This is a genomic window from Candidatus Leptofilum sp., assembly GCF_965223525.1.
GTDB lineage: Bacteria > Chloroflexota > Anaerolineae > Promineifilales > Promineifilaceae > Leptofilum.
Genome location: NZ_CBDCWX010000004.1, coordinates 1100016 through 1118701, shown reverse-complemented (window position 1 = coordinate 1118701; position 18686 = coordinate 1100016). Strand labels below are relative to the sequence as shown.

The following is an 18686-nucleotide window of genomic DNA, read 5'->3' as shown; positions in this document are numbered from 1 at the left end:
TGAAATGATGCAGACAATTACAGCCACAAATGCAAAAAATGAGTTGCTAGATTTGTTACGGGCAACTATCCGGGAGCACAAGCAATATCGTATTGCCTCTGAAGAAGGCGGCGCGGTTCTTCTTTCTGAGGAAGAATATGAGAGCCTTCTGGAAACAGTCGAATTGCTTTCTCAGCCGGGCTTATATGAAAGCATCAAACAAGCTGATTTGGAAATTAAAGATGGCGATACCCTCAGCATGGACGATGTTTTCGGTGAAGAATGAGTGACTATCAAATACGCATCACCAAGCAAGCCCAAAAAGACATTGGAAAACTGACACCTAAGTTACGTAAGAAGTTGAAAACGATTTTGATTGAAGTGATTGCACAACGGCCGTACGAAGGCAAAAAGCTTTTGGGTGATTTGGCTGGTAATTACTCATATCGTCTCAGTTATCAAGACAGAATTGTTTACAGTGTTGATGAGGAAAATCGCATTATCTACATCAAAAGGGCACGATCCCATTATGGTGAATAGTTAGCCAATTGGGAACCCTGCCAGAGATTAGGAGAAGTGAATAGATGACATTTTCGATACGAAAAGCGGCCGTTATCGGGGCCGGTACGATGGGTGGGGGCATTGCGGCACACCTGGCTAACATCGGTATCCCGGTTGTGCTGCTGGACATAGTTCCCCCCAATCTTAGCGACGAGGAAAAGAACAACCCAAAGGCACGCAACAAAATTGTGCAAAGTTTGTATACCCGGATGGCCAAAGCACGTCCAGCCAATTTGGCGCGTAAAGACCGAGGCGATCTCATCACATTGGGCAATTTGGAGGATGATTTTGACCTCCTGGCTGATTGTGACTGGATTGTAGAAGTGATCATTGAGCAGTTAGCCCCCAAGCAGGCGTTGATGGAGCGCATCGAGGCGGTGCGGAAGCTGGGCAGCATCATCAGCAGCAACACCTCTGGCATTCCGATCAATGAGATTGCAGACGGCCGTTCCGACGACTTCAAAGCACATTTTCTGGGAACCCACTTTTTCAACCCACCGCGCTACCTCAAGCTGCTGGAGGTTATCCCCACGCCAGACACCGCGCCAGAGGTTCTAGACTTTATGGTGCAGTTTGGTGGGAAGACGCTGGGCAAAGGCGTGGTGGTTTGTAAAGATACCCCCAACTTCATCGCCAACCGCTTCATTGCCATAGCCGGTTCTTACGTGGCGGAGTATGCGCTGGAAAATGGCTACACCATCACCGAAGTGGACACGATTACCGGGCCGCTGGTGGGGCATCCCAAAACCGCCACCTTCCGCCTTACCGATTTGGTAGGGCTGGACATTATGATGCACGTCAACAGCAATCTCTATCCGGCAATCCCCCATGATCCCTACCGTGAGATTTTGAAAGCACCTAAGAGTACGCTGCTGAATGAAAAAATGGCCGCCAACAAATGGTTGGGCAACAAGACAGGCCAGGGCTTTTACAAAAAAGTCATGATAAATGGCAAGCGAGAGTTCCATACCATTAACCCGGACACGATGGAATATTTCAATCCGCCGAAGGCTCGCTTTGATTCTGTGGGCGCAGTCCGCAAAATTGAAGATATGGGTGAACGGCTGCGGAAGCTGCTGGAATTTGATGACCGGGCTGCCAACTTTGTGCGAGATACCACGTACTATATGCTGGCCTACGCGGCCTACGTAACGCCAGAGATTGCCCACTCCATTGCCGATGTAGACAACGCCAACCGCTGGGGCTTTGCTCACGAAGCTGGGCCATTCGAGATTTGGGACATGCTGGGCGTAGCTGAAACCATTGAAAAGATGGAAGCGGCTGGTCTGGAAGTGGCCGACTGGGTGAAGGAGATGGTGGCGGCTGGGCATGAGCGTTTTTATGTAGACGGCCGTTTCTACGACTTCACAACCAAGCAATACAGCCCTGTACCCATTGACGAGAAAAATATCACCATAGCTGGACTGCATGAGGCGAGTAAAGAAGTGGCACGAAATGACAGTGCCAGCCTACTAGACATGGGCGACGGCGTGCTGCTGTTTGAGTTCCATGCCAAGATGAACGCCATTGATGATCAGATTATTGCGCTGGGTCACGAAGCGTTGGCTCGGCTAGACAGCGATTTTGACGCAATGGTCATCGGCAACGATGCTGATAACTTTTGTGTAGGTGCCAACCTGTTTGCGGTAGGCGTAGCAGCCGCCAGCGGCATGTGGGATGATCTGAACAAAATGATTCGCGGCCTGCAATCGCTGACCTTTAACCTGCAACACGCGCCGAAGCCAGTGGTAACGACCGTTCAAGGCATGGCGCTTGGCGGCGGTGTAGAAATGGCTTTGGCCGGTTGGGAAACCATCGCCGCGCATGAAAGCTACATGGGTCTCGTGGAAGTCGGCGTGGGGCTGATTCCGGCGGGTGGCGGTTGTAAAGAGCTACTGCGCCACCGGATCAATCCCGTCATGAAAACCGCCAACGCCGATGTGCTGCCCGTCCTGCAAGATGTATTCACCCAGGTGGCTACTGCCAAAGTTGGCGAATCTGCCTGGCAAAACAAGGAACTAGGCTACCTGCGCGAAAGTGACATGATTGTGATGAACGCTGATCACCGATTGGCGCAGGCCAAGGTGCGCGCTTTACAACTTGCAGCCCTTGGAGCCAAGCCACCTGAAGCAGAAAAAATCTATGCAGCTGGCCGTGACGCACTTTATGCACTCAAACTGGGTGTGCAAGGCTTCGTTTGGGGCAACTATGCTAGCAAACACGATCAACTTATTAGCAACAAACTGGCACATGTACTCACCGGTGGTGAGCTCAGCACCGGAACCTGGGTAGACCCCTGGTACATCCTCGATTTGGAGCGGGAGGCGTTCCTTTCCCTGCTGGGCGAAGAAAAAACCCGCGAGCGCATGACGCACATGCTGACAACCGGAAAACCGTTGCGGAACTAAGGAGAATTCTTATGACACGAGAAGCAGTAATCGTTGCGGCCAGCCGAACGGCCGTAGGCAAAGGAAAACGAGGCACCACCCGCAACTGGCGATCCGACGAGATGGCAGCAGCGGTTGTAGCCGAGGTGATGAAGCAAGCTGAGGGGTTAGACCCCAATGAGATTGATGATGTGATTATGGGCTGCGCCATGCCGGAAGGGGCACAAGGGTTAAACTTTGCCCGTACCATTGCTCTCCGCGCCGGGCTACCAGTAGACGTACCGGGGATGACGGTTAATCGGTTTTGCTCCAGCGGTTTGCAAACCATCGCCTTGGCCGCCGAACGCATTATTGCCAATGGGGCCGATGCCATCATTGCTGGCGGTGCAGAGACGATGAGCCTGGTGCCCATGACCGGATTCCGGGTGAACCCGAACCCGCACATGGTAGAAAATGCGCCAGAAGTGTACATGGGCATGGGGCTCACAGCCGAACAGGTGGCTGATGAGTTTGAGGTGAGCCGCCAAGCACAGGATGAGTTTGCGCTACGCAGCCATCAGCGAGCCATGGCCGCTTACGCAAAAGATCTGTTCAAAGACGAGATTTTGCCAGTTGAGATTGAAGAAGTGACGGTAGGGCCAGATGGATCGCAACGGCAAACAATCGTTTTTGATAAAGATGAGCATATTCGGCCAAGCACCACGTTGGAGGGGCTGGCCAAGCTGCGCCCAGTGTTTAAGCAAGGCGGCACGGTGACGGCTGGCAATGCCTCGCCATTGAGTGATGGGGCAGCGGCCGTTTTAGTCATGGAGCGTAGCAGGGCAGAAGCGTTGGGGCTGACTCCACTGGTGAAATTTGTTGGTTTCAATGTTGGTGGGGTGCGCCCGGAGATTATGGGTGTGGGGCCGATTTCGGCCGTTCCGCGCCTGCTCAAGCGCACGGGCATGAGCCTAGACGACATTGACCTGGTTGAGTTGAATGAGGCCTTCGCTGCCCAAGCTGTGGCCGTCATTCGGGAACTTGGTCTCGATGAGGAGATAACCAATGTCAACGGTGGTGCAATTGCTTTGGGTCACCCGCTGGGCTGTACCGGGGCCAAGCTAACGGTGCAAATCATCAACGAGATGAAGCGGCGCGGCAATCAGTTTGGTATGGTGACGATGTGCATCGGTGGCGGCATGGGTGCTGCTGGCATCTTTGAGAATGTGAATTAACTGTAGGTGACAGGCACTTCTAAAGTGCCTGCCACCTTTCTGAAAAAAGACGGCTCGTCGGCGCAATTTATGCTAACGAGCCGTTTTTTTAAGTAAAAAGCTATACCATCATGTTGATTAGGTCTTCAGGGCCTTTTTCTTTAATAACAGGCTCGCCATTACTCAACATGAAGCGGGCAAACTGCCCTGATAGTTCAGCAGCCTTGTTTAGTAGCTGAATGGCATATGGGGTAATTAGCAGGCCAAAACCAGTCGCCAGCAGGGCTTCAAAAAGGGTGTCAATTCGCCAGGCGAAGACAGAAATGTTGCCAGTTTGGTAAATGAAAGGGGCAAAGATTAATGTCCCACAGACGGAAACGGCCGTTATCGTCACCACGAACGAAGCAATACCTACTGGGAACTTGAGAAGCAGGTAAAGGGCACTTTTCCAGGTGACGGCGTCGGTGAAGTGAGCCTTCGTGCGTTCCCATAGGTTGCCTTTGTTACTGATGGGGCTATTCATTGGCGCAATCTCTTCACCAAGTAAATGGATGGCAAGCAACCGCTCCATTGCGGCCAAGCCCCACCAGCCTGCAAACAAAGCCAGTAAGACGAACAGTCCCACCCAGATAATGAGCAGCCCGATCCCAAGACTAAGCCCCGTGACCGAAATGACGAAGTAGGCAATGCCCAGGGGGAAAGCCAGCAACAGGTAAATCAGGTTAAAATAGGTTTGTTTTTCGCCTAAAATGGCAAAATGATCGGCTAATTGTGAAGTTGAGGATTTCATTTGGTTACTCTCCTTTTCCAAGTTGCCCCCTATTACGCAGTGAGCGCACATAAGTTTCAGATAGAATTGTTTGATTCTATGGAAAGAGAGATTTTAGCGGTGGGCAACTTGGCTATTCCGCGGCGCGGCCAAGCAAGTGAGGACGGTTAGCAGAGATGACGATTCGTTTGTTTGTAGCGATTGAGCTGCCGGATGTGGTGAAAGATGTGTTGGCGGAAACGGTCGTTTACCTGAACCACAATTTGCCAAAACGGGCGGTGCGCTGGGTACGGCGGGAGCAAATGCACCTGACGCTGCGCTTTTTGGGGGATACGGCCGTATCCCAACTCCCCACTTTGCAACAGAAACTAACGCAGCTTGCAGCCCGACACCAACCGTTTTGGCTGCGCTTAAATGACGTGGGCGCGTTTCCCAACCGGAAACGGCCGCGTGTGCTGTGGGCGGGTCTGGCCGGCGATTTGGTTCCATTACAAAAAATGCAGGCTGAATTGGAAGAGCGGGTAGTGGCGTTGGGCTGGATGCGTGAGAAACGGCCGTTCAATCCGCATCTCACGTTGGGGCGCGTAAAAGACGTGGGGCGGGTGCGCGATTTCAATTGGGATGTTCAAGTGGATGAGGTGGCTTTCGGGGTAACGGCCGTGCGGCTCATGCAGAGCGAATTACGGCCGTCCGGGGCTGTGTACACGATACAGCATGAAGCAAAGCTTACTCCAACTCCATAGGCAGGTGGGCTATTTGTGGGGAGGAGATTGGCTGACGGCCGTTCAAAAGATTCAGTGTTGGAAAATCCAGTGGCGCATTGATGAAATTATTCACGTCCTGGGTTGTTTTTAGCAGCACGATACGCTTATCGTTTGCACTACTGTTTAGCTGCTGCATAACAAATGGTTTGGCTCGGTCTGGGTAGTTGAGTACGTGTTGCACAAACTGGAAGAGCTGGGGATCCAATAAAGGCTCTTTGCATCCTTCAGCAATATCTGGGCGAGGGCGTTTGCGGTATTGAATACGCCGCTTGATGGCACGTAGCGCACAGATCCAGGGAGGCAAATCCAGGAAAACCACAGAGTCAGCCGCTTGCAAACGAATATTGAGCGTTCCCCGATAATTGCCATCCATAATCCACGCATCCCGCCGCACCAGCCGACAAACCGTTTTACGCCACTCATCGGCAGGTGTGCCTACCCAGCCAGCGTGCCAATAATGGCGATCCAAATGAATAACAGGCAACTCTAATGTAGCCCCAAGCTGGCGGGCCAGCGTGGATTTGCCAGAGCCACTTGAACCAATGATAAGTACGCGCTTCATGCCGATGTTACCTTCCGACGGGCGAATGAATTTGGCGGGATGCTCAAACGTTTGCTGTGTGCGATAATGGTTTTTGACAGATTTGGGAGCCAAAGGCGTTGCCCAACAAATTTCATGACTTAAAAAGTTTTGGATGCTCATAGAACTACCAGTAAATGAACAGGGTGGTTGTCGTCGTTGCTGGAATGCAAGGCTGTGTTTTTAGACAATGTAAAAGCTAATAAAATATGCAGTCATCCTAAAGCATAGAGAAAAAGTTTTGAGTGAATTTGACGTTAATAGATCGCAACAGACTGACAAAAGTACCACCGTTCGCTGGGTGTTGTCCCATCTTTCACATCATAAACTGTTGATTTTGGCTATGTTGGCTGGTGCTTTTGGCAATGCAGCTTTGGCGGCTGTTGTGCCTGTACTTATTGGTATGGCTTTTGATGCGGCTCTGGAAACGCCCGCCAATTTGCAAATGATTGGTTGGATGGCCCTGGGGGTAATTGCAAGCCAATCTACGCGGGCTGTATTGCAGCTTGGGCGCAACTTTTCTAGTGCCGTGATGGGAGAACGGCTAGAGCGGGATATGCGCGAGGAGCTGTATGTTAGCTTGCTGGGTAAAAGTACAACTTTCCACGATTCTCAACCGGTTGGCGACACAATGGCACGGGCTACCAACGATGTGCATGAAGTAAATTTGCTTATGAACCCCGGTGTGAATTTGGTGGCTGGCTCGGCTAATTTTATGATCATGCCGCTGCTGGTGGCACCGACTTATCACCCGCAGTTAGCGGCTGCACCACTGTTTTTTATTGTGACCTACATTTTGGCCGTGACGCGCTATTTGCGGGTGCTGCAAGGGATAGCAGACCGGGTGCGGCGGGCGTTTGGGATGTTAAACGGCCGTTTGGCAGAAGCGATTGATGGTATTGAACTGGTAAAAGGCACGGCACAGGAAGTGCAGGAAATTGGCTTGTTCAACAATAATGCCACCCGCTACCGGGACGCGGCCGTGGAACAAGGCAAAATTGAGGCGCGGTTTTTGCCGCTGCTGCTGCTGGGCGTAACGCAAGGAATTGGCTTTACCCACGCGCTTTATCTTTTTAATCTAGAACAGATTGCCGTAGGGGATGTAGTGGGCTACATGGGCTTGCTGGCGCTGTTTGGCTTTCCCACCTTTATCTCGCTCCTGGCCTATTCACGGGTGTCTTTAGGGCTGGCGGGGGCGCGGCGCATTTTGGAACTAATGAATGCCCAAACGCTGCTGGATGAAAACGCAGCGGGCCACCAGGCAGAGATCGTCGGCGGGGTTACGTTTGAGGATGTGACTTTTAACTATGTGGATGGTGCGCCAGTGTTGCAAGCGATTGATTTTTCCATTGAGCCAGGCCAAACAGTAGCTGTTGTGGGCCAGACGGGCGCTGGTAAGAGTACGCTAGCCAAGCTGATTAACCGAACCTATGATGTGGAAAACGGCCGTCTCCTGGTAGACGACATTGACGTGCGAACGTGGAACCTGGCAGCCTTGCGACGGCAAATCTCTATTATTGAGCAAGACATCTTCCTGTTTTCGCGCACGGTTGGCGAAAACATAGCCTTTGGCTGCCCCGATGCTTCGCGAGAAATGATTATCGAGGCAGCCAAAGCAGCCCAGGCGCACGACTTCATTCTCAATTTTAAGGATGGCTACGAGACGGTGATTGGCGAGCGGGGCGTGACGCTCTCTGGTGGGCAGCGACAGCGGTTGGCACTGGCGCGGGCTTTTCTCACGCGGCCGCGCATCCTCATTTTGGACGATTCTACCAGCGCGGTAGACAGTGCTACCGAAGACCAAATTCAGCAGGCGATTGTGCAGGCAGCAGCCAACCAGACAACCATTTTGATCACCCATCGGCTGTCGCAGATTCGCTGGGCGGACAAAGTCGTGGTGATGCGGAAGGGTCGCATGGAGGCGGTAGGCAGCCACGAGGAGCTCATGGGCAGTTCGCCAGCTTACCGCCGCATTTTTGAACAGTACGAGGCAATTGAAGAATGAAACCATTAGTGTATTATTGCCGCTGGCACGATGCCAGTTTGAGGTTGAGAGGGCGGGATGACACGGCCGTTTGGGGCCACCTGGTCTACAAAGCCAACACCACTGAAGAGTGGATGCAGGAGTTCCGCTTTGCGCTCAAAACACGGCAGATCACGCTCAAAACCCCAGACGGTGAAGAAACCCTTCAGCTTGATGAAATGGGCACTGTCCAATCAGAAGATTAGCATGACAATTAATGATCACCGATTACTGAATACTGGTTTACCAACGTTGTCTGTGTGCCTCAAGTACGTTGGGCAGCAATTCTAGCTTTTGCAGCAGCCAGTTTAGCTGTTCTAGGCTTTTTACTTCTACCACCAGCGAAATGGTCATGATGTTGCCAACCGAAGTGGTTTTTGTTTTGGGAGTGTTGATCCTTTGCCCGCGCAGGATAGCCACAATTTCCTCAATGATGTTGGGGCGGCGGTATGCTTTTAGCACGATGGGGATAGGGTAAACAGCCGTATCATCCCCCCAGGCCACCTCAATCAACCGCTCCGGCTCCGATGTGTTTTGCACCTGCTTGCAGTCGGCACGGTGAATGGTGACGCCCTGGCCGCGCGTGATGAAGCCTGTGATTGGCTCTGGAGGGATGGGCTGGCAGCATTTGGCCATGCGGGTGTGCAGCCCTGCCACGCCGGTGATAGTGAGACCTTGTTTTTTGGCGGGCGTTTTTAGCAGCAACGGCCGTAGCTCATCATCCGGGTGCAGCGTTTTTTCCATGAGGGCAATCGCACCGCTAATTTGCCGGCTTTGAATATCGCCAAAGCCCACTTTGGCCAGAAATTGCTCCTCATCCTCAAACTTGAGCGATTTGGCAATGTCAGAGACGGTGTACGTTTCGGTTAGCCCCAGCCGGCGTAGTTCGCGCTCTACTACCTCGCGCCCTTGCAACACGTTTTGCTCCCGCTCCTGGTTGCGGAACCATTGGCGGATTTTGCTGCGGGTGCGGGCACTGCCCGTGTAGCCCAGGCTGCCATTCATCCAGTCGCGGCTGGGGCCACCCCGGTTGGTGGTAAGGATTGAAACGCGCTCGCCCGATTTGAGGACATAATCCAGACTAACCATCTTGCCATTCACTCGCGCCCCTCGGCAGCGGTGGCCAACCTCGGTGTGGATAGCGTAAGCAAAATCAATGGGAGTTGATCCTGAAGGCAAATCAATGACATCGCCGTTGGGCGTGAAAACGTAGATACGCTCTGCTAGAATTTCATTTTCCAGCAGCGTATCATCATCTTCTTCATAATTTTCGTCTTGCAAGCTGGCCAGCAGTTCGCGCAGGTTTTCGATGCGCTTTTTAACTGAGCTAGCCACTTTGCCGCCATCTTCTTTGTATGCCCAATGGGCGGCGACTCCTTTTTCGGCTTCATTGTGCATGCGGCGGGTGCGGATTTGTACTTCTAAGTTTTCGCCGGTTTTTGTGTCTATGACGGCCGTATGCAGCGATTGATACCCGTTGGCTTTGGGCGCGGCGATGTAATCGTCAAATTCACGGGGGATGGGTTGCCACAGGCTGTGTACCAAACCGAGGGCTTGATAGCACAAGTGGCGATCTTCCTCTTCTTTTTCCTTATTGGTTTTTTGGTCATAGGCGGCTTTGTCCGATGGATCTAAAATGACGCGCAATGCCTGGATATCGAAAATATGGTCAAAATCGAGCCGCTTACGCTCCATTTTGCGGTAAATGGAGTAAATATGCTTGGAACGGCCGTTTACCGAGCCTTTCATTCCATGTTCCCGGATAATTTGCTCTAGCTTCTCAACTGCTTGCTCAATATTTACCATCCGTTCGGCACGGCGGGCGGCTAGCTGACTAGCAATTTCTTTATACTTTTCTGGTTCCAAATAGCGAAAAGCCAAATCCTCCAGCTCCCATTTAAGCTGCCAAATGCCTAGGCGGTTGGCCAGCGGCGCGTAAATGTGCATGGCTTCGTTGGCGATAATGCGTCGCTGTTCTGGTGGTAGGTTGCTGGCTTTGCGTAAATCTTGCAGGCAGTCGGCCAAGCGAATAAGAATGACGCGAATATCCCCTTCAATAATGGCCAAAACAGCCCGGCGAACGCCTTCTAATGTTTTGCGGTCGGCTTCGGGGTCGCGGTGTTTTTGGTATTGGGCTTCGCTGGCGTAGACGTAAAGTTGTTCTAGCCCTTTTATAAGGGCGGCGGGCTCTTCGCCAAAATATTTTTCGATGCTTTCAACGGTTTGGCCTGTGTGGGGCAGCAGGCTGTCGTGGAGCATACTGGCGATGAGAGTAGGCGGGTCTACGCCAAGCTGGTTCATGATGTGGGTGACGGCTAAGTCGTGATCAATATATTTTTCACCCGATTGGCGCTGACGGCCGTTATGAATTTGGCGGGCGAATTCATAGGCGCGTTTTACTTGCTGGACAATACGGCCGTTTGGGAGTTGGTTCAACAGTTCATCAAGGGTGATGATGGATATTTGGGTCATGTGGGTTGTTGGGTGCCAATTGAAAGCATGTTTGGGTTCTGCTTCCTTTGGCTTTTTACATGCAAAAAGGCGACTCCGGTTGGGAGACGCCTGTCTGCAAATGGGTAGCAACTTCTGTTGCTAGAGCCAAACGTTATGCGGTTACAGACTCAGTTGTTTCGTGAATGGTAAGGAAATTTGAGTGGCTGCGACGAAGGCTGTTTTGTCTGGGAACGGCCGTTTACGCGTCGCTCCCGTTGGCTTCAGAATTGTCACCACGGTTGGTTATCTGCGTAGCCTGTTCTTTTCCTTTGTCCAGCACAATCCGCGCCTGTTCCTGCACACGTCCCCCAACATCTTTCACCTGTTGGCGGGTGCTGGTAAGCGCGGAGCCAGCCCGATCAAGATAATCTTGGCTGTAGCTGCCGGCAGATTCCCGCACTTGCTGTACGCGGGCAGTTCCGGATTGAAGTAATTCATTGCTCTTGCTGGCAATCTGACTGCGGGTGTCTTGGCCCGATTGCGGTGCCAAGATGATGGCTGTGGCGGCACCAACAAGGCCGCCGATAACAAATCCTGCTAAAAATGCGCCGAGGTCATTTGAATTATCACTCATTGAATCTCTCTCCTTCGAAAATAGCTTCACCACAGAGAGCACAGAGAATAATCTGTCGAATCTGCGAAATCTGCTGATTTTCATCCATGCTAATGCGGTGCGTTGTCAATATTGTCGCGGGGGTTGCCAAACAAAGTTTTAATGGCTCGCCGAATGCCTGCTACATGAACACGCGCTTCGGTGACCGGCTTGACAACGTTTTTGCTAACAAATGTGGTGGTTCCGCGAATGGTTCCCACGGTTTCGTTTGTTTTTTCTAAAATGGGTTTGATTTCAAACTCCAACATGTTTACCAGTCTGATAATCATGAGCAACATGAAGAGTAGCACAATGCCGAACAGACAAGATTCCAGGGCGAGGGCGATGAGCAATACGTCTCGTACTGCCTCGATGGCGGCGGCCTGGGTTCTGGCTAGCCAGATAATGCCCCATACAGCACCGCCAAGCAGGGCGATGACCAGTATCACAGCGAGGGCGATGTAAATAGGTTTTACAGAAATGAGTTTCTTTTGTTCTGGCACTGAGCCAGTTGTGTTTACCAGATTACTATCCACGGGTGGATGTTTTGCTCCTGATTTAAGGTTTGTTGGAACTTCAAAGGCAAGTATAGCATTAAAGCGGGGCGGCTTCAAAGCAATGCCAGACGGGTGCGGAGGGGAACATGCCTGGTTTGAGGGTTATTGGCGAACGGCCGTATCTCCCACCAGCCACCAACTCAAAATGAGTGCTATCCAAGCTCCCACACTGGCGCTAAAGAGTTGCAATGCACCCAGCCGCAGCCAGTTGAGGTTGATTAGATCACCCACGACGTGGCCGAGGGCAAAGCCAATCCAGGCGACGACAAGGTAAAGAATAATGCGCCTGGCTGGGCCGCCGAGTAAAAAATGGAAGCCTGCGCCATAGGCAGTGGCCAGCAAAAATCCGAGAATGAGTCCAGAGGCAGCAGTGGTCATGAAAGCACCTGAATGTTGGCTAGTTGGAGGCTGGGAGCAGTTTGAAGGGAAGCGGCCGTTTCCTCCAAATCATTTACCCCATCGGCAATAATACCCCCACCCAGGCAAACATCGCCATCATAAAAGACAGCTCCTTGCCCAGCCGTGACGCCAAATACGGGTTCGTGGAAGGTGACTTTGGAACGGCCGCTTCCCAAATCCACTACCTCACCCTGTATACCTTTGGCTTTGTACCGAATTTTGATCTGCGCGGAGATGGGTGTTTGTGGTGGCTGCCCACTTAGCCAGTTCACGTCGCGGGCAATTAGCGTTTGCTGCCCCAATTCCGACTTTGGCCCTACGATAAGCGCATTTTGCGCTACAACCTTTCGCAACACAAACAGCGGCACGCTGGCCGAGATGCCCAGCCCCTTGCGTTGCCCAATCGTGTAAAACGGCAGCCCGTTGTGCTGCCCCAGCTCTTCACCGTTGCAGGTGAGGATGGGGCCGGGCTGGCTCGCTTTTTGGCTGTATTCTTGCAAAAAGCGACGGTAGTTGCCGTCTCCCAAAAAGCATAAATCCTGGCTCTCGCTCTTGCTGACGACGGGCAGGCCAAACTTCTGCGCCAGTTCGCGCACCTCCGCTTTAGTGTAGCCCCCGATGGGGAATAGCACTTGGCCTAGTTTTTCCTGATCCAAAACGTGCAGAACGTAGGATTGGTCTTTGTTGGGGTCCAGTCCTTTGAGCAATTGGTAGCCGCTGGGCGTGTGGCGCACCTGGGCATAATGCCCTGTTGCCAAATAGTCGGCGTCCAAAGCCAGGGCGCGTTCTAGCAGGTAGGTAAAGCGAATTTGGCGATTGCACTCGATACAGGGGTTGGGGGTACGGCCGTATTCGTGCTCATCAATAAAAAATTGCACAACCGTCTGCCGGAAATGGTCTTGCACATCCACTACGTAGAATGGAATGCCTAGCAAGCCCGCTACACGCCGCGCATCGGCCATCTGGTCTGGGGTGCAGCAGCGATTGGCAGGCGCAGATGCTCCAATGCCCGGTTCGCTCCACAGGCGCATCATCATCCCCACGACGTCATAGCCCTGCTCCACCAGCAGTGCCGCCGCTACGGAGCTATCCACCCCGCCGCTCATCGCTACCACAACACGCCTTTTGGCTACAGATTCAGTATTCACGAAACCATAATATCAGAAAGTTAATTTTAGGGGAGCCTAGCACGAAATTCATTAAGAATAAACACACGATCGGGAGGTGTTTCTGCATTCAGAATATTTGCTCCGACCCACAGAATAAAAATCAATGCTTCGTCACCTGGTTCTAGCTCATCTTTCATGAACGGAACTAAAACTTCCTGAACAGGAATCCAATATTCATTCTCGACTTCAACCACCAAGACTTCCTGTTGAAAAGCACCTTTTATGCTTTCGCCAACCTCAGGTGAAATCGTTCCTCCCCAGGTCTCAATCAAAAATTGTTTGACAGGATCAATTTCTCGAAACTCACCAGTGTAAATCACCTCGACTTGAGATGGGTATTGATAATCTGGGGATACTTCGATGTAAAGGGTCGGGTATTGATCAGTAACCAGGAGTTCGTTAGTCACTTCAATCATATCGGCAATTGTTCTTGGCGTATATCGATCCCAGGTGCTTGTTGTGGCTGTGGCAGTGGGTCGTGGGGTATTTGTAGGTTTTGGTGAGGGTGTTTCTGTTGGCGTAGATGTGGCAGTAGGTGTAAAGGTTGCCGTGTTTGTGGGTGTGCTGGTGGGTGTTATTGTCAAAGTTGAAGTTGGTTGTGGTGTACTTGTGGCTGACGATGTTGGTTGCAGTACGGCCGTTTCAGTTGAAGAGCTTGTGCAAGCATTTTGCAGCACTAAAATAACTATCAGAATTCCAAAAAGTTGCTTTCTCATCTAGTAGTATTCCTGTTTAAAAGATATAGAGAAATAGAAGGCGAAAGAACCGAAAACATCCTCGGATGTTGGTCAATTTTGACTATTATGATCACAACCAATTATACACTCTAATTTTAAAAAGCTTGCTAATTTCCCTTACCTTTTTTTCGCTATGGAGTGAAGCTGTTATAATTGTTGCCATTTAACGCGAGACGTTATATGCTTCGCGTATGATTCAGTCGTTTAAGGACAAAGAAGCAGAAAAGATTTTTAGGCGGCAGCGATCCCGAAAATTGCCGGGAGACATTCAGCAGATGGCTCTCCGCAAACTTAGAATGCTTAATCGAGCCTCCAACCTTACCGACTTGCGAATGCCACCAGCAAATCGACTGGAAAAGCTCAAAGGGGATCGCAAAAATCAGTACAGTATTCGCATTAACAATCAGTGGCGAATTTGTTTTAGGTGGCAAAGTGGCGACGCTTACGATGTTGAGATTGTAGATTACCATTGAGGTGGAATGATGGAAAATGAAAAGCTAAATCCTGTGCATCCAGGAGAAGTATTGTTAGAGGAGTTTTTGAAGCCGATGGGGTTAAGCCAAAATCGGTTGGCGTTGGATATTCGCGTTCCGGCACGACGGATTAATGAAATTGTGCAGGGCAAGCGGCGCGTTACGGCCGATACCGCTTTGCGCTTGGCGCGTTACTTTGGCATGACACCACAATTCTGGCTGGGCCTGCAAATGGATTACGATTTAGATGTGGCTTCTGACCAGCTATTGAGCCGAATTGAGAGGGAAGTTATCGTTCGCTCTGTTGCTGGCTAAAGTTACCCCACTTCGCATCCCATGAATTACCCACAAATATTAGACGAAATTTATGAGCATGTTCAGCCGCTTTTGGGGCAGGGGAAGGTAGCTGATTACATACCTGAGCTAGCACACATTTCCCCCCACAAGTTTGGTATGGCGGTGCAGATGGTAGACGGCCGTTCCTTCCACATTGGCGACGCAAACGAACCATTTTCCATCCAGAGCATGTCAAAAATCTTTACCCTCACGTTGGCGATGCAGCTAGCAGGGGACACGATTTGGCAGCGCATCGGGCGTGAGCCGTCCGGAACCCCATTCAACTCATTGGTACAGTTGGAATATGAGAATGGCATTCCGCGCAATCCGTTCATCAATGCCGGGGCACTGGTGGTGACAGACATTATCCTGTCCCATTTGAACGATGCGCGGCAAACGGTTCTGGACTTTGTGCGGATGCTGGCCGACAATCCCGCCATTCACTTTGATGATGCGGTTGCCTGTTCCGAAGCTGAGACAGGCTTTCGCAATGTGGCTTTGGCCAATTTCATCAAGAGCTTTGGCAACATGCACAACGAGCCTGACATTGTGCTGGACGCCTATTTTCATCACTGTTCACTGGCAATGAGCTGTGTGGATGCGGCGCGGGCCGGGCTCTTTTTGGCGAATGAAGGGCGGCTGCTTAATTCGAATGAATCAGTTATCACCCACCGGCAGGCGAAGTATATTAAATCGCTCATGCTTACGTGCGGTTTGTATGATGCTGTGGGGGATTTTGCCTATCGGGTTGGGCTACCGGGGAAAAGTGGGGTAGGCGGCGGCATTTTGGCCGTGATGCCAGGTCATTTTTCCGTTTGCGTCTGGTCGCCCGGCTTAAACGAAAGCGGAAATTCTTTGGCAGGAACGGCCGCATTGGAGTTATTCACCACCTTAACTGGTATCTCAATTTTTTGAGAGGTGGCATGCTTTAAATGGCAAAACGGAATTGCGTAATGGACTAGGCTAGAGGCAACAGAATTTCTACGCATGTTCCCTCGTTTACCTCGCTATTTATTGATATGGTACCTTCATGTTGGCTGACAATTAACTTTACAAGAGGTAGCCCTAAGCCAGAACCCGTTTGCCATGAGGTGCGTGCTTGGTCACCCTTGAAATAATAGTCAAATATTTTTGGTAATTGATTGGCCGGAACGCCAGGACCTGAATCGCGAATTGTTAATGAAATTTGCCCCATTTTGTTAGTTGCGTGAACAGAAATGTCCACTTTTTCACCTGAATGAACACACGCATTCTCTAAAAGTTCTTTGATGCTCGTTGTCAATTTCATTTCGTCCCCAAAGCAAAAGAGTGGCGTTGCTGATAAATTTAACTGAATCGGTTTGGCTGTCGTATATTTTTCAGAGAATGCGCTTGCCTCTGTCCTGATAGCTTCATTTATGTCAACTAGCTTCCAGGTTTCCTTTTTTACTTCGTCAAACTTATCGAACAAGTTCATTTCATTGATGAGAAATGTAATGCGATCAACTGCTTCAGTTATTGATCGAGTGTATTCTGATGCCTGCTCGGAAAATTTCATCTCAAGTATTGCGGATTTTAACTTGATGATAGTTAGCGGAGTTTTCAAGTCGTGTGAGATGCTTGTTATTGCATTGGTATGAAATTCTGTTTGGTATTGTTGTAATAAGAGTTGTTGTCTTTCAGCTTCTTTGGTAATGATCTGTTGCGCTTGCCTATGAATTTTATTTACATGATTTTCGTTACGAACATTAAATAGCGTTAACGAAATGAGAAGAACCGATGAGGAAAACATATAAAATCCTAGCTGAACGGCCGTATAGTCATAACGAAAATATAAGGTGCCTGCCACAAAAGTAATTAGGAAGAGGGAAAGGATCACTGTCTCTTTTGCCCTTAAGAGGAAAGCTGCTGCTACAATACAGATTACAATTAATTGCGAATTGATTGCCGCTCGGAAAAAGATGCCATAGTAGCTCCGAAGGAATATTCCGCCCAGGATAAAAATGTAGCTACCTAGATAATGCTTGGAGGTGCGGCTTAGAAAATAAGCCATGGCAAGGCTAATTAAGGAGATTGCCCTGATTGCGAGAATAAGCAGGTTTTGCTGAAAATTGTCGGAGAAAAGGAAAAAGAAATAAGAAATAAATGATATAGGAATGCTAAGCACAGTAGCCACTTTTAGTAGGTCTGCTGGGTGAATCTCACTCCCGTGTTTAAAAAAATTTACAATTTCAACGAAAATACCCCAGAAGGTACCTACCTTATCCTGAAAATTTTGGTACATGATGGTTGTCTCAATGATGTCAATTTTGCTCAATACAAATTGATGGATTGTAATATTGATTGTAGTAAGAGGCTATCCCCAAAAAGTAACCGCTACAGGCAGAACCAAGCAAGTTAGGTAGCACCATTGGCTTGTTTAGCATGTTTCTGGCTCCCCAAATTTTTTATAGCTGATAATTTGGGCGCGTTTTTTAGATAGCGAATAACTGGCTTATTTTTTTAACTTTTTCTACGACGGTAGGCATCGCTTGGATGAGGTGTTCGATCTGGTCTGGGGTGTTTTGGCTGCCGACGGTGAAGCGAAGGCCGCCTTTTGTCCAGGCGGGGTCGAGGCCGATAGTTTCAAGAATGGGTGACGGTTTGGGGTCGCCTGTTTTGCAGGCGGAGCCGCTGCTGGCGCAGATGCCCGCCATGTCCAGGTGAATAAGCAGATCGTTGCCGCTCATATTTTTGAGGGCAAAGCTGGCGTGGTGAGGGAGTCGCTCGGTGGGATGGCCGGTGAGGATGATTTCGTTAGCGGGTACGGCCGTCATGACACCCGCAATGAGCTGGTCGCGCAGGTTGGTGTAGTGGGTGACTTGCGCCTCAAGGTTATCCTGGGCTAATTTGAACGCCTCGGCCGCACCCACGGCAAAAGCCACATTAACCGTGCCGGAACGACGGCCGTCTTCCTGCCCGCCCCCCGTTAACGAAGACACCAATTCAACCCCCTCCCGCACGTACAAAATCCCGACGCCTTTGGGGCCGTAAAATTTGTGCGGCGCGAAGCTGATCAAATCGAGGGGCATCGTTTGCATGTCCCAGCGGGTGGTGGCGGCAGCTTGCACGGCATCGGAATGGAACAGGATGCCATGTTCGCGGGCCAGCGCGCCAATTTGCTGGATGGGCTGCATGGTGCCAATCTCGTTGTTGGCGGCCATGACGGAGATGAGTGCCGTGTCTGGCCGGATGGCGGCGGCAACATCGTCCACGGAGACACGGCCGTATTCATCTACCCCTAAAATCGTTACGTCAAAGTTAAAATGGTCGCGAAGCTGAACTGCCGTTTCCAACACAGCCTCATGCTCAATCACACTGGTAATGAGATGGTTGCCAGAACCATGTTGCCTTGCAGCCCACATCACCCCGCGTACCGCCAAATTGTCGCTTTCTGAGCCGCAGCCAGTGAAAACAATCTCTTTAGGCTGGGCGTTCATCAGGCCCGCGACGGTACGGCGGGCTTCACCCAGGGCAAAATTGGCAGAACGGCCGTGTGCGTGCGACGAGGAGGGATTGCCGTAATGTTCCGTCCAAAATGGGAGCATTTTTTCAATAACCTGGGGGTGAACCGGCGTGGATGCGCCGTGATCGAGGTAGATGTGATTTGACATAATTAGGTAATATGTAATCGGTAACTGGGCAATTACTAAATT

At 50.7% G+C, this 18686-nt stretch carries 20 protein-coding genes; 10 read left to right on the top strand and 10 right to left on the bottom strand.

Annotation, left to right across the window (positions count from 1 at the left end; genetic code table 11):
* The first annotated feature begins 4 nt into the window (after positions 1–4).
* Genes ACOQPM_RS04930 through ACOQPM_RS04915 form a run of 4 tightly spaced genes read left to right on the top strand, consistent with a single transcriptional unit; the run spans position 5 to position 4141 of the window.
* Entirely contained in the window at positions 5–265 is a 261-nt protein-coding gene (locus tag ACOQPM_RS04930) for a type II toxin-antitoxin system prevent-host-death family antitoxin (RefSeq protein ID WP_420628116.1), read from the top strand.
* Complete coding sequence (locus ACOQPM_RS04925; RefSeq protein ID WP_420628115.1) at positions 262–519, top strand: type II toxin-antitoxin system mRNA interferase toxin, RelE/StbE family; 258 nt, start codon at positions 262–264, stop codon at positions 517–519. The genes ACOQPM_RS04930 and ACOQPM_RS04925 overlap by 4 nt, the downstream gene beginning before the upstream one ends.
* A 44-nt stretch (positions 520–563) precedes the next feature.
* Positions 564–2948: a 3-hydroxyacyl-CoA dehydrogenase/enoyl-CoA hydratase family protein gene (locus ACOQPM_RS04920; RefSeq protein WP_420628114.1), complete on the top strand. Its 2385-nt coding sequence runs from the start codon at positions 564–566 to the stop codon at positions 2946–2948.
* 11 nt (positions 2949–2959) lie between these two features.
* The gene (locus ACOQPM_RS04915) at positions 2960–4141 is read left to right on the top strand and encodes an acetyl-CoA C-acyltransferase (RefSeq protein ID WP_420628113.1); all 1182 of its coding nucleotides are present in this window, start codon (positions 2960–2962) and stop codon (positions 4139–4141) included.
* A 100-nt stretch (positions 4142–4241) separates the two neighbouring features.
* On the opposite strand, the gene ACOQPM_RS04910 is transcribed toward ACOQPM_RS04915, so the two are convergent.
* The gene (locus ACOQPM_RS04910) at positions 4242–4910 is read right to left on the bottom strand and encodes a sensor domain-containing protein (protein WP_420628112.1); all 669 of its coding nucleotides are present in this window, start codon (positions 4908–4910) and stop codon (positions 4242–4244) included.
* A gap of 155 nt (positions 4911–5065) precedes the next feature.
* Between ACOQPM_RS04910 and thpR the strand changes: the two genes are divergently transcribed.
* Entirely contained in the window at positions 5066–5632 is a 567-nt protein-coding gene (thpR, locus tag ACOQPM_RS04905) for an RNA 2',3'-cyclic phosphodiesterase (protein ID WP_420628111.1), read from the top strand.
* Here the strand turns inward: thpR and ACOQPM_RS04900 are convergent.
* Entirely contained in the window at positions 5616–6356 is a 741-nt protein-coding gene (locus ACOQPM_RS04900) for a hypothetical protein (protein ID WP_420628110.1), read from the bottom strand. The two genes, thpR and ACOQPM_RS04900, sit on opposite strands and share 17 nt — an antisense overlap.
* Before the next feature lie 118 nt (positions 6357–6474).
* On the opposite strand from ACOQPM_RS04900, the gene ACOQPM_RS04895 reads away from it, so the two are divergent.
* Positions 6475–8238 (top strand): ABC transporter ATP-binding protein, encoded by a 1764-nt coding sequence (locus ACOQPM_RS04895; protein WP_420628109.1) that lies wholly within the window; start codon positions 6475–6477, stop codon positions 8236–8238.
* Positions 8235–8462: a hypothetical protein gene (locus tag ACOQPM_RS04890; RefSeq protein ID WP_420628108.1), complete on the top strand. Its 228-nt coding sequence runs from the start codon at positions 8235–8237 to the stop codon at positions 8460–8462. The genes ACOQPM_RS04895 and ACOQPM_RS04890 overlap by 4 nt, the downstream gene beginning before the upstream one ends.
* 37 nt (positions 8463–8499) lie before the next feature.
* Here ACOQPM_RS04890 and ACOQPM_RS04885 read toward each other — a convergent pair whose 3' ends face one another.
* The 6 genes from ACOQPM_RS04885 to ACOQPM_RS04860 all read right to left on the bottom strand — a co-directional run bounded on the left by ACOQPM_RS04885 (position 8500) and on the right by ACOQPM_RS04860 (position 14182).
* Positions 8500–10728, bottom strand: coding sequence for a RelA/SpoT family protein (locus tag ACOQPM_RS04885; RefSeq protein WP_420628107.1), 2229 nt, complete (start codon positions 10726–10728; stop codon positions 8500–8502).
* 220 nt (positions 10729–10948) lie between these two features.
* Positions 10949–11323, bottom strand: a complete 375-nt coding sequence (locus ACOQPM_RS04880) for a YtxH domain-containing protein (protein WP_420628106.1) — start codon at positions 11321–11323, stop codon at positions 10949–10951.
* A gap of 89 nt (positions 11324–11412) precedes the next feature.
* Positions 11413–11877: a hypothetical protein gene (locus ACOQPM_RS04875; RefSeq protein WP_420628105.1), complete on the bottom strand. Its 465-nt coding sequence runs from the start codon at positions 11875–11877 to the stop codon at positions 11413–11415.
* Positions 11878–12000: 123 nt separating this feature from the next.
* Complete coding sequence (locus tag ACOQPM_RS04870; RefSeq protein ID WP_420628104.1) at positions 12001–12276, bottom strand: hypothetical protein; 276 nt, start codon at positions 12274–12276, stop codon at positions 12001–12003.
* A complete protein-coding gene (mnmA, locus tag ACOQPM_RS04865) occupies positions 12273–13445 on the bottom strand; it encodes a tRNA 2-thiouridine(34) synthase MnmA (protein WP_420628103.1) in 1173 nt (390 codons plus the stop codon). Before mnmA ends, ACOQPM_RS04870 begins: the two co-directional genes overlap by 4 nt.
* 26 nt (positions 13446–13471) lie before the next feature.
* Complete coding sequence (locus tag ACOQPM_RS04860) at positions 13472–14182, bottom strand: hypothetical protein (protein WP_420628102.1); 711 nt, start codon at positions 14180–14182, stop codon at positions 13472–13474.
* Positions 14183–14394: 212 nt separating this feature from the next.
* On the opposite strand from ACOQPM_RS04860, the gene ACOQPM_RS04855 reads away from it, so the two are divergent.
* From ACOQPM_RS04855 to ACOQPM_RS04845, 3 genes are read left to right on the top strand one after another with little or no spacing between them, the layout of a single operon-like run.
* Positions 14395–14676: a type II toxin-antitoxin system RelE/ParE family toxin gene (locus ACOQPM_RS04855; RefSeq protein ID WP_420628101.1), complete on the top strand. Its 282-nt coding sequence runs from the start codon at positions 14395–14397 to the stop codon at positions 14674–14676.
* A gap of 9 nt (positions 14677–14685) precedes the next feature.
* Complete coding sequence (locus ACOQPM_RS04850; protein ID WP_420628252.1) at positions 14686–14991, top strand: HigA family addiction module antitoxin; 306 nt, start codon at positions 14686–14688, stop codon at positions 14989–14991.
* A 21-nt stretch (positions 14992–15012) separates the two neighbouring features.
* Entirely contained in the window at positions 15013–15927 is a 915-nt protein-coding gene (locus tag ACOQPM_RS04845; RefSeq protein ID WP_420628100.1) for a glutaminase, read from the top strand.
* Positions 15928–15970: 43 nt separating this feature from the next.
* Here the strand turns inward: ACOQPM_RS04845 and ACOQPM_RS04840 are convergent, their stop codons facing one another.
* Positions 15971–17275, bottom strand: a complete 1305-nt coding sequence (locus ACOQPM_RS04840; protein ID WP_420628099.1) for a sensor histidine kinase — start codon at positions 17273–17275, stop codon at positions 15971–15973.
* Between the two features lie 190 nt (positions 17276–17465).
* Complete coding sequence (locus ACOQPM_RS04835; protein WP_420628098.1) at positions 17466–18644, bottom strand: cysteine desulfurase family protein; 1179 nt, start codon at positions 18642–18644, stop codon at positions 17466–17468.
* Positions 18645–18686 lie beyond the last annotated feature (42 nt).